Source organism: Burkholderia sp. 10_S31 (assembly GCF_056930375.1).
Window position 1 is genome coordinate 2,685,794 of sequence record NZ_JBXOWK010000001.1, and the last position, 14,381, is coordinate 2,700,174.

Genomic DNA, 14,381 nt, shown 5'->3' on the forward strand with positions numbered 1-14,381 from the left:
TAGTGCCGACAACGAATGATTGCGGCGCTCCGCCGCAAAAGCCGATCGCGACAATCGTCGATCGCCGTATTCCATTCGCGACGGTCGGGGGTCTGTCGAATTCCGGCAATATCACTCGGCTCAGCCACCGATCGACATATCGATCCGGCGTATCGTTGCCAAACTCGCTGCCGCGAGTTCGCAGTATCGGTTCGTCGCTTCGACCTTCTCACGCAGTTCCGCGTCGGTCAGTACGCGGACGATACGGGCCGGCACGCCCATGACCAGCGTTTGTGCCGGCACCTGCATCCCAGACTTGACGAACGCGCACGCCGCCACGATGGCGGAACCTCCGACTACCGCGTCGTCCATCACGATGGCGTTCATCCCGATCAGCGCGTTACGCTCCAGACGTGCGCCGTGTACCACGGCGCCGTGGCCGACATGAGACCGTTCGCCAAGCAAACATGTCATTCCGTGCCCGACATGCAACGTACAGTTGTCCTGTACGTTGCTGCCCTCGCCGACACGAATAGCGCCAAAATCCCCACGTAGCGAGGCTCCGGGCCCAATATAGCAACCGGCGCCGACGATCACGTCACCGATGATGCTCGCACTCGGGTGTACGTAAGCGGTCGCATGAACGCGCGGGGCCACGCCTCGATATTCGTATAACGCCATGATCCGCTCGACTCCGTATCGATATGTTGTCTGGTCAATTTGCGCAGATATCGGTGCCGCGCGTCTCGCGCACGCACAAGATCCCGACGATCAGCGAAGCGGTCGCAATGACGATCGGATACCAGAGGCCGGAATAGATGTTCCCGTTTGCCGCGACGATCGCGAATGCGGAAGCCGGCAGGAATCCACCGAACCATCCGTTGCCGATGTGATATGGCAACGACATCGACGTGTAGCGGATCCGTGTCGGAAAATACTCGACGAGCATGGCCGCTATCGGACCGTAGACCATCGTGCCGTAGATCATTAGGATCGCCAGCAGAAGGATCGCCATCGGCCAATTGATCTTGCCCGGATCGGCCGTCGCCGGATAGCCGTTATCATGCAGCGCACGCTGCAGCGCCCGATCGAAATCACGCCCTTGCATGGCTGCGTCGGCGGATTTTCCATCGTATGACGAAATGACGCTGCCGCCGACGACGATCGCTGCCCTCTCGCCCGGCGCCGCCGGTTCGTTACGGTAGCTCAGCCCAGCTTTCGAGAGCGCACTCTTGGCGATATCGCATGAACTGGTAAAGGTCGCCGTACCGACGGGATTAAACTGGAACGAACACTCGCGAGGAAATGCCTTCACCACAATCGGCGCATTCCGTTGTGCCGTCTCCAGCGCGGGATTGATAAAGTGCGTGAGCCCCTTGAACAGCGGAAAATACGTGGCGGCCGCCAGCGCGAAACCGATCAGGATGATCGGCTTGCGTCCGATTCGGTCGGACAATGAACCGAACACGACATAGAACGGCGCCGAGATCACGAGTGCGATGGCAAGGATCACATTCGACGTCGAACCCTCGAGCTTGAGCGTCTGCGTCAGAAAGAACAGCGTGTAGAACTGCCCCGTGTACCAGACCACTGCCTGCCCCGCCGTCAGCCCGAACAACACGACCAACACCAGTTTGAGGTTCTTCCATTGCCCGAATGCCTCGGCTACGGGTGCCTTCGAGCGACTGCCCTCCGCCTTCATGCGCTCGAATGCCGGCGACTCGTGCAACTGAAGGCGGATCCACACCGATATCCCGAGCAGGACGATGGACATCAGGAATGGCACTCGCCATCCCCACGATGCGAACGGACCTTCGCCTGTCGTGGTTCGCACACCCAGAATGACCACCAGCGACAGGAACAGCCCGAGCGTCGCGGTCATCTGAATCCAGGCGGTCCATGCACCGCGCCGGTCATTCGGCGCATGCTCCGCGACATAGGTCGCCGCGCCGCCATATTCGCCGCCAAGCGCGAGCCCTTGAATCATCCGCATCGCGACAAACAGGATCGGCGAAGCGATCCCGATAGTGGCAAAGCCCGGCAGCAACCCGATGAGAAACGTCGAGCCGCCCATCAGGACGATCGTCACGAGAAACGTGTACTTGCGGCCTACCAGGTCGCCCAGACGTCCAAATACGATCGCCCCGAGAGGTCGCACCGCGAAACCCGCAGCAAAGCTCAGCAGCGTAAAGATGAATCCCGCGGTCGGGTTGACACCGGAGAAAATGTGCCTGCCAATGAACGTCGCCAGCGAGCCAGCGAGAAAGAAGTCGTACCACTCGAACACCGTACCTAATGAAGATGCGAAAACCACCCGTTTTTCGTCACGGGACATCCGCGACGCAGGCACTGCCACATTGACCGTTGACATGTCTAGCTCCTCCAAACCAATGGATTCATCGTTGTTGTTTAACCTTCATTACTGGACTTTGTTGCGCGAGATACCTCCATCGAAGAATTCACGATAACCCGGCACCGAAGCGTCGATGCACCCAGGTGCCGCCCCGAGTGTCAGGCGATTCCGCCCACGCACAGATACTTGAGCTCGAGGTAGTCCTCGATGCCGTACTTCGATCCCTCGCGTCCGAGCCCGCTCTCCTTGACACCGCCGAACGGTGCGACTTCGGTCGAGATCAGGCCTTCGTTGATGCCTACGATGCCGTACTCGAGCGCCTCGGCCACTTTGAGCACGCGGCCGATATCTCGGCTGTAGAAATAAGAAGCGAGACCAAATTCGGTGTCGTTCGCGAGCGCGATTGCCTCGTCATCGGTACTGAACCGGAAAATGGGGGCGACGGGACCGAATGTCTCCTCGCGAAAGATCCCCATCGACGGAGTCACATCGGCAAGAATCGTCGGCTCGTAGTAGTTGCCGCCCTTCTGATGCCGCTTTCCGCCTACTACGACACGCGCGCCCTTCGATATCGCGTCGTCGACGTGCTCCACAACCTTCGCGACGGCATGCTCATCGATCAGAGGACCGATCGCGACACCTTCCTCGAATCCGTCGCCGACACGCATGGATTGCACGGCCACCGACAGTTTTTCGATGAACGTGTCATACACGCTGTCCTGAACCAGCAGCCGGTTCGCACATACGCAGGTCTGTCCGGCATTGCGATACTTCGATGCGATGGCACCTTTCACCGCCGCGTCGAGATCGGCATCGTCGAATACGATGAACGGCGCGTTGCCGCCCAGTTCCATCGATGCCTTCTTGACGCTCGACGCGCATTGCGCCAGCAGAACCTTGCCGATTTCCGTCGATCCGGTGAACGAGACCTTGCGGACGATCGGGCTGGCCGTCAACGTTTCGCCGATCTCCGCCGCCGCGCCAGTCACGCACGAGATCACCCCCTTTGGTACGCCGGCACGCTCCGCCAGCACGCAGAGCGCAAGCGCGGAGAATGGCGTCTGGCTCGCCGGTTTCAATACTATCGTGCAACCAGCGGCGAGCGCCGGCCCGATCTTGCGCGTCAACATCGCCGCCGGGAAATTCCACGGCGTGATCGCAGCGCACACGCCGATGGGTTGCTTCAGCACGACGATGCGCTTGTCGCGCGCATGCCCCGGAATCGTATCGCCATAGACGCGCTTGGCTTCCTCGCCGAACCATTCCAGAAACGACGCGGCATAGCCGATCTCCGCGCGGCTTTCCGCAAGCGGCTTGCCCTGCTCAGCCGTCATGATCGCCGCCAGATCATCCTGATTCTCGATCATCAATTCATAACAGCGACGCAAAACCACCGCACGTTCCTTCCCGGTACGCGAGCGCCATTCGGCCAGCGCGGCATTCGCGCCGTCGATCGCGCGCAACGTTTCATCTCGCCCCATGCGCGGCACGGTCCCAAGCGACTGCCCCGTCGACGGATTGCGCACGTCGATAGTGCCCCCTTGGTCAGCGTGAATCCATTCACCTGCGATGAGGCACACATGCCTTAGCAGTTCAGGATTCCGAATCGTTACCTGCCCGTTCAATGAAATTGTCGACATCAATACTTCTCCAGTCAGAGGATAGGCGTAACGTGTCAGACGTCGCCGTGCTCGGCCAGTTGTACGGCTTCGCGCAATTTGAACCGCATGACCTTCCCAGATCCGGTCCGCGGAATTTCCGTCGTCACATGAATCGCGGACGGCACCTTGTAAGCCGACAGATGGAGACTGCAGTGCGCGAGCAGCGCCGCGACATCCACAGCGCCCTCGGCTCGCTCGACGACGAACACCACCGGCACCTCGCCGAGATGCGCATGCGGCATGCCGACGACCGCGCAATCGTGAACGCCGTCGTACTCGCAGACCACCTCTTCGATCTCGGCCGGTGAGATGTTCTGGCCGCCCCGAATGATTACTTCCTTGAGGCGCCCCGTGATGGTGATATAGCCGTTCGCATCAAAGCGTGCCAAGTCGCCCGTGCGATACCAGCCGTTGCTCAATGCCGCATCGGTTTCCGTTGGCTTGTTCAGGTATCCCTTCATCACATTGGGGCCGCGGACGAGTAACTCGCCTTCTTCCCCGACACGGACATCGCGCAACGCAACAGGATCGACGACGCGCGCCGCTACGCCCGGCAGCGGCAGGCCGCACGAGCCGAATACGCGCGCACCGGTCGGCCAGTTCATCGTGACCATCGTCGAGGTTTCGGTAATGCCGTAGCCATCGAGTAGCTTCAGGCCGAACATGTTTTCGAATTCGCGATTCGTCGTGCCCGGCAGTATCGCGCCGGCCGACACGCACAATCGCAGCCCGGGCAGCGAGCCGCGCCCGTTCGCCCGCGCGGATTCGAGCAGGTAGTGGAACATCGTCGGCACGCCCGGCATGACCGTGAAGCGCCCGTCCGACAGCAGCCGCGGGATTTCGCTCGACGAATACTTCTCCATCAGATACGCGGTCGCACCGACTGCGAGCACGCTCAGCACGGAGAAGTTCAGCGCATACGAGTGATACAGCGGAAGTGCGCTCAGCACGCGATCGCTGCCCGTCAGGCCGGCAATCGGGGCCCAGCATGCGGCGGCGACCCACAGCATGCCGTGCGTCGACAGTAGCACGCCTTTGGGCTTGCCGGTCGTTCCCGACGTGTAGATCACGAATGCGGGATCGTCGATCGCGTTCGGATCCAACGGCTCGCTCGGGGCACCGCGCGCCGTCGCGACCGCAAACGGCGTCCCGACAACGGGCTGCGACGACCACGACACGGTCACGTATTCCCTGACCGTGCCGACAGAAGCACCGACCGCATGCAATTCCCGCTCGCGCGCGGCGCTCGTCACGAGTGCCGTGCAGCTTGCATCGTCCAGCCGATACTCGATCTCCGGTGAGGTCGCCTCGTGGCTGATCGGCACGGCGATCGCGCCCGCGCGAACACAGGCTAGGCAGCTCACGGCCCACTCGATCGAATTCGGCAGCACGACGGCGACGCGATCGCCGACTTGTACGCCAGCCCGCTGGAAGTGCGTCGCCAGGCGCGCCGTCATCGCCTCCAGTTCCGCATAGGTGATGGACGTCCGTGCGTCCTCGAATGCCGCCTTGTCCGGATTGCACTCCTTATGGCGCTTGAGCAATTCGTGGACAGGCACAATAAGCTCGGTATGAATCACGTTTGTCTCCTGGAGCGCTGCCGTCGGATTCGGTCGGCGGCGCTGATATGTCAGTTGTCGGAAGGAAGCCGTGGGTTGCGCCGTCAGACCATACTGAAGCCGCCGCTGATGCTGATCACCTGACCGGTAATCCAGCTTCCCTTTTCCGATGCAAGCAGGACCGCCATGGGCGCAACATCATGCGGCTGACCGAGGCGTCGAAGCGGATAGAGCTTGACCAGCCGTTCCAGATTCGCCTCGAGAAATTCCGGATCGTGTGCAGTCTCGATCAGCCCGAGCGCGAGCGCATTTGCTGTCGTGCCCGAGCGGGTTTCCCGTGCGATCGACTTCATCAGCGCAATATTGGCCGCGCGCGCGGCCGCGCCGATCGCCAGGCCGGATTCACCTACCCGCGACGAATCTCCTGTGATCGTGATGATTCGGCCGCTGCCTTTCTGTCGTTCGAGATGAGGCAGCGCCGCATGTGTGCAGTTCAGCGTGCCGTAGAGGCAGACGTCGATCTGCTTGCGCCATTCGTCCGGCTGGGAATCGAGAAAGCGCTTGCGGATGACGAGCCCGGCGTTGTTGACAAGGATGTTGAGACCGCCAAAGACCTCGACGGTCTCGTCAATCATCTGATCCACGGCCCGACGGTCCGAGATGTCACAGCCGATCGCCATCCCTCGCCCGCCTTGCGCGCGGATCTCGTCCACGACAGCTTCGGCCGCGGCCTTCGATCCGTGATAGTTGACGACGACGCTCGCGCCCTCGGCAGCCAGGCCCAGTGCGATTTCACGCCCGACGTCCCGGGCGCCGCCGGTGACGAGCGCGACCTTTCCGTCAAGTCTGAATTCCATCTTGTTGCTCCTTGATTGATTCAATGAGGGATGACTGAATGAGGCGATACAGACGTTCGGGCGTCACCGGCAGCTCCGATATGTCGACGTTCAACGGCGACAGGGCATCGGCAATCGCATTCGCGATGGCCGCGGGCGAGCCGATCGTCCCGCCCTCGCCCATGCCGCGAAAGCCGCCCAGCGTGTTGGGTGCCAGTTTCTCGAGGTGCACGAGATCCAACGTCGGGACTTCCGGTGCCGAAGGCAGCAGGTAATCGACCAGGCTCGCGGTCAGCAGTTGGCCGTCGGTGTCGTACACGACTTCTTCGAGCAGTGCCGCACCGATGCCCTGCGCCACGGCGCCACGCGTCTGCCCCGCGACGATCAACGGATTGATCACCCGTCCGCAGTCCTCCGCGATCACGTATCGCTGAACGTGAACGCCATACGTGTCGGGATCGATTTCCACCTTAACGAGATGCGTCGACGAACTGGTCGTGCCTACCACCGGGTCGTACACCCGACTGACGCAAAGGTCCTCCCGGAACTCCGGCGGCACGCGTCCCATCTGCGAATAGAGCGCCTTTGCCAGATCGGCGAATGACAGACACGCATCGCGCCAGCGCACGCGAATGACGCTCTCGACCACGTCGAGATCCTCCGGCGACACGTCGAGCAGGTGGCCTGCGACGCGCAGCATCCGTGCACGAAGCTCGCGCGCTGCCAGCATTCCCGCCCCGCTGCTGATGACGGCCGTGCGGCTGGCATAACTTCCGGTACCGTGCGGTACTGCGGCACTATTGCCAGTGATCACGCGCAGATCTTCGATGCGCGCGCCGAGTTCGTCGGCCAGCACCTGAGCGAGTGTCGTCTCGTGCCCCTGACCATGCGATGCGCAGCCGAACGATGCCGTGACCGCTCCGGTCGAATCGAGCTGGATCACGCACGTATCGGTGCCGGTGTTGATCGGCATGCCTGGTGATGCCGAAATGCGCGAACCGATGCCGGACAGTTCCGCATAGCAGGCGACGCCGATACCGACCCAGCGCCCTTCGGCACGCGCCTGCGCCTGTGCCTGCCTCGCGGCGGAGTAGTCGAACCGCTCCTTGGCTGCCTCGAGTCCCTCGATGAACGCCGATTGATCCCACACGATGCCGACTGGCGTCCGATACGGGAACTCCTCGGGACGCACAAGGTTGCGCAACCGCAACTCCGTCGGGTCCACTCCGAGACGCTTTGCCGCCAGATCCATCAGGCGCTCCATCGCGAATGTCGAGGTCGGGCGTCCGACGCCGCGATAGGGTCCGGTCGGCGCCTTGGGTGTCGTCACCCCGCGAACGTGTCCTTGATACGCGGGGACCCGGTACGGCCCGGGCAGAAAACTGATGACCTGTACCGGCTCGATGCCGGCGGTCCATGGATAGATCGAATACGCGCCCACGTCGCCGATCACTTCGGCACGCAGCCCCAGAATCCGGCCATCGCTATCCAGTGCGAGTTCGGCATCGACCCGTTCGTCGAAGGCCTGGCTCGTCGACAGCATGTCCTCGAGCCGATCACCGCTCCAGCGCACCGGGCGCCCGACCTTTCGCGCGAGCACGCATACGAGCATCTCCTCCTGATAGACCGAGGTCTTGCCGCCGAATCCGCCCCCGACATCGGGCGCGATGACCGTCAGCCGGTTGCCCGGCATGTCGAGCAGATCCGCCATCGCGTCGCGCACGATGCCCGGTATCTGGCTCGACGTGTAGAGCGTCAGGGCGTCCCGGCCCGGATCCACTTCCGCGATATAGGTGCGCGGCTCCATCGCGGTCGGCATCTTCCGGTGAAACCGGAACCGGCCGCCAACGGTGACGGGCGCGTTCGCGAATGCTTCGTCGATCTCACCGCGCACGAACCGTCGTTCGACCAGCACGTTGCTCGTCAACCCGTCGTGCAGCAGTGGCGCGCCGGGCTGTGCCGCCGCCTCGGCATCGGTCTCGACCGGCAGCGGTTCGTATTCGATCTCGATCGCATCCCGCGCATCCTCGGCGAGATAGCGGCTCTCAGCGAGCACCGCGATGACCGGTTCGCCAACGAAGTGCACGACACCGTCCGCCAGCGCATGAATCGGCGTGGGTTGATAATCCGCCATGCGCGATACCGCGACAGCCGGCTTGACGAGGCCAGCCAGATCGGCCCACGCATAGATGCCGAATACACCTTCCATGCCGCGTGCAGCGTCGGCACGCACGGCGCGGATGCGCGCATGCGCCTGGTCGCTGCGCACGATCGCGAGATGAAGTGCATTTCCGGCCGGCCGATCGTCGACATAACGTCCGAGTCCGGTGAGCAGTCTCGCGTCCTCGAATCGGCGCACCGGCCGCCCGACAAAACCGCCGCGCGGCTGTTCGTCGATGCCGACATCGGCGTCCGGCGGCGCGCCAGGATCACGACGCGGCTTACTCATACGCGTGAGCCCCCTTGCGAAGCGTCTCCCACTGTTGCGGATCGTGGCCGAAGATCACGCTCGCGCCATCTCGTTCGAGCCTCCGGACTTCGTTGAGAGATGACAACGCGGCATCCGAGTCCCACGTGTTGCGCGGCATCACTTCGCGCGTCAGATTCTCGCGCAGCGCAACGGCGTCGGCAGCAAGCAGGAAGGCGCCGTCACGCTCCAGCGTCGCGAGCATGCCCATGCTCCCTGGCGTATGCCCCGGCAACGGGACCAGCAGCATCTTTCCATCGCCGAAGACGTCGCGCTCCCCGTCGATGAGTTCGGTCGGCATCGGATGCTGCCAGTCGGCGGGAATATAGCCGCGTTGCAGTGCCTCCTCTCCCTGGGCGGCCGCCAGCTCCTTTGCATGACAGAAGAACGTCGCTCTCTTGAAGAACGCATTGCAGCCGCAATGATCGGAGTGCAGATGGGAGTTGACGACTACATCGACATCGTCCGGCCCGAGCCCGAGCGTTTTCAACTCCGAGATGACGTTGTCTTCCGGTCCGGCGATCGGCGTCATGGCCTTCGCCATCGCCCCCCAGCGAGCGGCGGCATCGTCGACGACCTGCGGATGGCATCCGGTGTCGAACAATACGTTTCCCTGACCATGCCGAAACAGCATGCATGCCACCGGCAGATCGATCGTTTCGCTTCGCTCGGCTTGCGGCAGATAGACACTCTTGCGCATCCGGAGCCGGCCGCCATTCAGAACATGCATTTTCATCGTTGGTTATCCTCGGTTGGCTCGGATCCGGCGGCCTGCCGCAATGCGTCGCGCGCCGTTACGCAAACACGGACGGCTTCGACGATGCCCTGGTAGCCGGTACAGCGGCAAAGATTTCCGGACAGCGCGTCGCGAATCTCGTCATCGCTGTCGAGCGGGTATTTCTGCAACGCATCGGTGCAGGTCGCCAGCATGCCGGGCGTACAGAACCCGCACTGAAGGCCATGATGTTCACGGAACGCCTCTTGCAGCGGGCTCAGCGAATCGGGCGTGCCCATGCTCTCCACGGTACGCACGTCGCAACCGTCGGCCGAGATCGCCAGCATCAGGCAGGACCGCACGCTATCGCCGTCGACGATCACCGTGCAAGCCCCGCATACGCCGTGCTCGCATCCGACGTGCGTGCCGGTCAGCGACAGGTCGTGTCGCAAGAAATCGGACAGAAGCAGGCGCGGTTCGACGCTGCACTCGACGACCGTGCCATTGACGATCATCCAGACGGGCTTGCGGGCAATGTCACGTTCGGTCATTGCGCGACTCCTGAAGCACGGCACCATGCGCTGCGTATCGCGCGCCGCGCCAGCACGCCCGCGAGATGGCGGCGGTACGCCGGCGAAGCATGCAGATCCATGGCGGGAGACAGTCCGTCACACGCGATTTCCGCCGCCTCCTCCACGAGCGCGTCGGACAACGGCTTGCCGCGCAGGATCGCTTCCGAGTCACTGCGCCGCAACGGCGTGTCGCCTACTCCCATCATCGCGACGCGCGCATCGTGAATGACGCCGTCGCGGACATCTAGCAGCACGCCCACGGCGGCCAGCGCAAAGTCGCCTGCGCGACGCGAGAATTCCTCGAAACACCAGCCGGTCCCGGGCTTCACGCCCGGAAAATCGACGCGAACGACCATCTCGTCATCGTCGAGCCTCGTCGAGAGTGGCGCGATGAAGAAATCGGCCGCCGCAATCCTGCGCTCGCCGCGGGGCGAACGCGTGACGATCGTCGCATCCAGCAATCGCGCCAGCATCGGCAACTCCGCAGCCGGATCGGCATGCGACAGGCTTCCGCCGATCGTGCCGCGATTCCGGATCGCGAGGTGGGCGACATGGCGCATCGTGTCAGGAATGATCGGAAAACGTCGGGCGACCTGGCGCGACGTCTCGAGCACGCGGTGACGCGTCAGCGCACCCACCGCGAGTCCGCCGTCATCACGCTCGCGCACGTAGTCGAGTTCAACCAGTTTGCGGATGTCGACGATCATCGCGGGACGAACGACCCGAAAATTCAGCATCGGCATCAGGCTTTGGCCGCCGGCCATCAATTTCGCATCGCCGCGGCAGGCCACCAGCACGGCGATCGCCTCGTCGACGGAGTCCGGGCAACAATAGTCAAACGGTGCCGGTTTCATCGTTTCCTCCGTCAACGTCCCTGGAATTTCGCCGAGCGCTTTTCCGCGAATGCGGCCCGGCCTTCCCGATAGTCGTCGCTACTGGCTGCCGCCGCGATCATCGCCTCGGCTCGATCGAGATCGAGCGCGCCGGTGCCCATCGCCATCCCGTTCAGCTGGTATTTCGCACCCGCCAGGCTCAGCGGCGCGTTCGCCGCCATCGTTCTCGCGAACGCGCGCGCATCGGCCATCGGATCGCTCGTCCTTGCGCGCGGCTTGGCGCCGCTCACACGCTGCCACCATGAGAGCGGGGCGACCTGCGCGTCGTTTCCGGCGATCCGGTCCACGAATCCGATGTCGCGCGCCGCACGCGCATCGAATCGCTCTGCGCCGTAGAGGATCTTCTTCGCTTGCGACAGCCCCACCAGCGACAACAGCTTGCGCGTCCCACGCACGCCGTAGATGATGGAAAGGCGCGCCGCAGGAATGCCGAACGTGGCGTCGGGCGCCGCGAAGCGGAAGTCGCACGACATCGCCAGATGCGCGCCTCCGCCCAGGCAGTAGCCCCGCAATACGGCAATGGTCGGCTTCGAGATGTTCGCGATCGCATCGCAGCACGCATCAACCGCAATCTCGTACGCGTTCGCCTGGCCAGCGTCGGCGCGCACTTTCTCGAACTCGGAAATGTCGGCGCCGGCACAGAAGTCGTCGCCCGCGCCTGTCAGCAACACAGCCCGCACCTCGGGATTTCGTTCGAGCGCGGCCATAATCGACGGCATCGCAAGCCACATCCCGTATGTCATCGCGTTGCGACTGCGCGGCCGGTTCAAGATGACGACCGCAATCTGATCGGAGATCCACACCTTGATCTTCTCGGTCATCAACGCATCCGTCACCTCCGCCTGAAGATCGGCCAACGAGACCGCGGGTGCGCCGTCCGACCCAGAGGAGCGAGCCTGCGGCGCAGCGCTGCCGACGGATTCCACGCGTTGCCGCGCCGCCGCGGGTTCGGCGGCGACGGCCAATTCCGCGTGAGCCGGCGCAACGAGCGGACGCTCGATCGACACAGCCGCCATCAGTGCATCGACGCTCATGGTTGATGACGACGTCTCCTGTTCGCCATTGGCCATTTTCGTGCCGACCTGCCTCGCGAACAGATCGAAGAAATCGTCCGCCGACTTGCGCGCCGCCGCATCGATCATTCGCGAGCCCAACTGCGCCAGCTTGCCGCCGACGTTTGCCTTGACGCCGTATCGAAGCAGCGTGACATCCTGCTCCAGCGCTTCGAGCGCCACGTCGATGTCCGCACGCGCGAAGCCTGCCGCGCCGCCAGACCCTTCACCCGTCAGCGTGTAACTGACGGGCGCAGTGATATTCGACAACGTCACCTTGCCGGCGAACCGCGCCTTGATCGGCCCGACCTTCGACACCACCGTCGCGGTAAATTCGTTGTCGGCGCTCTTCTCGAGCACTTCGCACCCTGGGATGCTGGCCTGCAGCACCGCCGGATCGTTGAGCGCGTTCCACACGGTCTCGCGGGATGCCTGCAACCGTGCCTCTCCTGCCATTTCCATTTGTTCTCTCCTCCAGGACACCTGTCGTGACCGGCGCATCAGGCCATCAACGACCGCAAGACTTGCCGGACATCGTGCGGAATCGACACCGGACCGTTCGTTGCCCGATCGACATAGACGTGTACGAACTCGCCGATCGCCGAAGCCGTATCAGCATCGTTGCGAAACAGCGCGACCTCGTAGCGCACGCTACTGTTGCCGAGATGCACGACCTTCATGCCGACGTGGACGACGTCGGGAAAGCCGATCGACGAGAAGTACGTGCAACGCGTGTCGACCACGAGCCCGATGACGGGACTGGTTGCAATATCGAGCACGCCACGTTCGATCAAATGCCGATTGACCGCCGTATCGAAGTACGCGTAGTAGACGACGTTGTTCACGTGCCCGTAGGAATCGTTGTCTGACCAGCGCGTCTGGATAGCGCTGAAGTGCGGATATTGGGCGCGACGCGACGGCATTTTTTTCTGGGTCACAGAACCTCCTCGTAGAGCGCAGCCGCATCCTGAAGGGAAATCTCGCGCGGGTTGTTCACGAGCAGACGGGTTTGACGCATCGCGTCTTCCGCCAGTGTCGCGATATCGCCGCGGCTGATACCGACGTCCGACAGCCGCGTCGGCAAGCCGAGCGCCTTCGGCAGTGCAGTCAATCGCTCGACCAGTGCGTTCGCACGCGCACCGGTATTTCCCGTGACGTCGGGCATCAGAACGGCAGAAAGCTCCGCATACCGGTCGGCCGCAGCATCGAGATTGAAACGCATGACCGCCGGCAGAACGAGCGAGTTCGACAGCCCGTGCGGAACATGAAAACGTGCGCCCACCGGATAGGCCAGCGCGTGCACCCCTGCTACGGGCGCATTGGCGAACGCCAGGCCGGCCAGCATTGCGCCGAGCAGCATTGCCTGGCGTGCGTCGCGATTGGTGCCGTTGGCACAAGCCTCGCCGATGTTGGCGCCGAGCAAGCGAAGCGCTTCCTTCGCGAGGCAATCGGAGACCGGATTCTTCAGGCGCTTGCTGGTATACGCCTCGATCGCATGAACCATCGCGTCGATGCCCGTCGCCGCTGTGACGGCGGGCGGCAGGCTCAACGTCAGATCCGCATCGAGCACGGCGATGTCCGGCAGCAGAACGGGCGAGACAACGCCCTTCTTTTCTCCGTCTCCGGTCGTCACGATAGAAATCGGCGTGACCTCGGATCCCGTTCCCGCAGTCGTGGGCAGCAATACCAGCGGGAGCCGCGGCCCCTTCGCGACGCCCACGCCGTAGACGGCGTCGAGCTTTTCCGTCCGGTGCGCGAGAAGCGCCACCAGTTTCGCGACGTCGAGTGAGCTGCCGCCGCCGATACCGACCACGCAGTCAGCCCGGGCGGACACCGCCGCATCGGCCGCACTGTTCACAACGTCAGCCGGCGGATCGGCCTGCACGTCCGCATACACCGTAACGGCCGTGCCGGCTGCCTCGAGGCTATCAAGAGCCGGTTTCAGCAGACCGTTATCGACGATACCGCGATCGGTCACGAGAAAGACCGCGCGACAGCCCAGCCGGCCGACGATTTCCCCAAGGCGGGCCGAGGCGCCGGCCTCGACGATCGTAGACCTGTTCGACTGAAACTCAAATGCGTTCAATTTTGCTCCTCCACCCGATCACGGAATCACGGAATCGACGACGATGTCGTGACGACAAACTAACTTGCATAAGTGGACTATAGTGAGCGAAATTCTGATTTGCAAGTCCCTTGTTCGACAACTTGTCATGTAGACGCCGCGCGGCTATCCAGCCGCGATTTACCGATTTATTGAAGCATTCCGCGCGGATGCGGCCGTCGCTTTCGTG

12 protein-coding genes are annotated in these 14,381 nt (G+C 63.0%); all 12 read right to left on the minus strand.

Annotation, left to right across the window (positions count from 1 at the left end; all coding sequences use genetic code 11):
• Nucleotides 1-120: 120 nt before the first annotated feature.
• Entirely contained in the window at nucleotides 121-660 is a 540-nt protein-coding gene (locus AC1Z3W_RS12030; RefSeq protein WP_124474560.1) for a gamma carbonic anhydrase family protein, read from the minus strand.
• A 34-nt stretch (nucleotides 661-694) separates the two neighbouring features.
• Complete coding sequence (locus tag AC1Z3W_RS12035; RefSeq protein ID WP_483507652.1) at nucleotides 695-2,350, minus strand: MFS transporter; 1,656 nt, start codon at nucleotides 2,348-2,350, stop codon at nucleotides 695-697.
• Nucleotides 2,351-2,490: 140 nt separating this feature from the next.
• Nucleotides 2,491-3,972, minus strand: a complete 1,482-nt coding sequence (gene gabD / locus AC1Z3W_RS12040; RefSeq protein ID WP_483507653.1) for an NADP-dependent succinate-semialdehyde dehydrogenase — start codon at nucleotides 3,970-3,972, stop codon at nucleotides 2,491-2,493.
• Nucleotides 3,973-4,007: 35 nt separating this feature from the next.
• Entirely contained in the window at nucleotides 4,008-5,573 is a 1,566-nt protein-coding gene (locus tag AC1Z3W_RS12045; protein ID WP_483507654.1) for a class I adenylate-forming enzyme family protein, read from the minus strand.
• 83 nt (nucleotides 5,574-5,656) lie between these two features.
• A complete protein-coding gene (locus tag AC1Z3W_RS12050) occupies nucleotides 5,657-6,409 on the minus strand; it encodes an SDR family NAD(P)-dependent oxidoreductase (protein ID WP_124638255.1) in 753 nt (250 codons plus the stop codon).
• Nucleotides 6,393-8,837 carry a xanthine dehydrogenase family protein molybdopterin-binding subunit gene (locus tag AC1Z3W_RS12055; protein WP_483507655.1) on the minus strand — a complete coding sequence of 815 codons (2,445 nt, stop codon included), beginning with the start codon at nucleotides 8,835-8,837 and terminating at the stop codon, nucleotides 6,393-6,395. The genes AC1Z3W_RS12050 and AC1Z3W_RS12055 overlap by 17 nt, the downstream gene beginning before the upstream one ends.
• On the minus strand, nucleotides 8,830-9,591 hold the full coding sequence (locus AC1Z3W_RS12060; protein ID WP_124551132.1) for an N-acyl homoserine lactonase family protein: 762 nt from the start codon (nucleotides 9,589-9,591) through the stop codon (nucleotides 8,830-8,832). Before AC1Z3W_RS12060 ends, AC1Z3W_RS12055 begins: the two co-directional genes overlap by 8 nt.
• Nucleotides 9,588-10,148, minus strand: a complete 561-nt coding sequence (locus tag AC1Z3W_RS12065; protein WP_483507656.1) for a (2Fe-2S)-binding protein — start codon at nucleotides 10,146-10,148, stop codon at nucleotides 9,588-9,590. Before AC1Z3W_RS12065 ends, AC1Z3W_RS12060 begins: the two co-directional genes overlap by 4 nt.
• Entirely contained in the window at nucleotides 10,118-10,996 is an 879-nt protein-coding gene (locus tag AC1Z3W_RS12070) for an FAD binding domain-containing protein (protein ID WP_483507657.1), read from the minus strand. Before AC1Z3W_RS12070 ends, AC1Z3W_RS12065 begins: the two co-directional genes overlap by 31 nt.
• Nucleotides 10,997-11,007: 11 nt before the next feature.
• On the minus strand, nucleotides 11,008-12,588 hold the full coding sequence (locus AC1Z3W_RS12075) for an enoyl-CoA hydratase-related protein (RefSeq protein ID WP_483507658.1): 1,581 nt from the start codon (nucleotides 12,586-12,588) through the stop codon (nucleotides 11,008-11,010).
• The gene (locus AC1Z3W_RS12080) at nucleotides 12,588-13,010 is read right to left on the minus strand and encodes an acyl-CoA thioesterase (protein WP_483507854.1); all 423 of its coding nucleotides are present in this window, start codon (nucleotides 13,008-13,010) and stop codon (nucleotides 12,588-12,590) included. The genes AC1Z3W_RS12075 and AC1Z3W_RS12080 overlap by 1 nt, the downstream gene beginning before the upstream one ends.
• A gap of 11 nt (nucleotides 13,011-13,021) precedes the next feature.
• Nucleotides 13,022-14,173: an iron-containing alcohol dehydrogenase gene (locus AC1Z3W_RS12085; RefSeq protein ID WP_124551135.1), complete on the minus strand. Its 1,152-nt coding sequence runs from the start codon at nucleotides 14,171-14,173 to the stop codon at nucleotides 13,022-13,024.
• Between the last annotated feature and the right edge of the window lie 208 nt (nucleotides 14,174-14,381).

Excerpts from the sequence above, each read along its gene's own strand:
- AC1Z3W_RS12075 (WP_483507658.1), bottom strand. The coding sequence starts at position 12,588 with ATGCGCCGGTCACGACAGGTGTCCTGGAGGAGAGAACAAATGGAAATG.
- AC1Z3W_RS12050 (WP_124638255.1), bottom strand. The coding sequence starts at position 6,409 with ATGGAATTCAGACTTGACGGAAAGGTCGCGCTCGTCACCGGCGGCGCC.
- AC1Z3W_RS12065 (WP_483507656.1), bottom strand. The coding sequence starts at position 10,148 with ATGGTGCCGTGCTTCAGGAGTCGCGCAATGACCGAACGTGACATTGCC.
- AC1Z3W_RS12070 (WP_483507657.1), bottom strand. The coding sequence starts at position 10,996 with ATGAAACCGGCACCGTTTGACTATTGTTGCCCGGACTCCGTCGACGAG.
- AC1Z3W_RS12060 (WP_124551132.1), bottom strand. The coding sequence starts at position 9,591 with ATGAAAATGCATGTTCTGAATGGCGGCCGGCTCCGGATGCGCAAGAGT.
- AC1Z3W_RS12030 (WP_124474560.1), bottom strand. The coding sequence starts at position 660 with ATGGCGTTATACGAATATCGAGGCGTGGCCCCGCGCGTTCATGCGACC.
- gabD (WP_483507653.1), bottom strand. The coding sequence starts at position 3,972 with ATGTCGACAATTTCATTGAACGGGCAGGTAACGATTCGGAATCCTGAA.
- AC1Z3W_RS12080 (WP_483507854.1), bottom strand. The coding sequence starts at position 13,010 with ATGCCGTCGCGTCGCGCCCAATATCCGCACTTCAGCGCTATCCAGACG.
- AC1Z3W_RS12055 (WP_483507655.1), bottom strand. The coding sequence starts at position 8,837 with ATGAGTAAGCCGCGTCGTGATCCTGGCGCGCCGCCGGACGCCGATGTC.
- AC1Z3W_RS12035 (WP_483507652.1), bottom strand. The coding sequence starts at position 2,350 with ATGTCAACGGTCAATGTGGCAGTGCCTGCGTCGCGGATGTCCCGTGAC.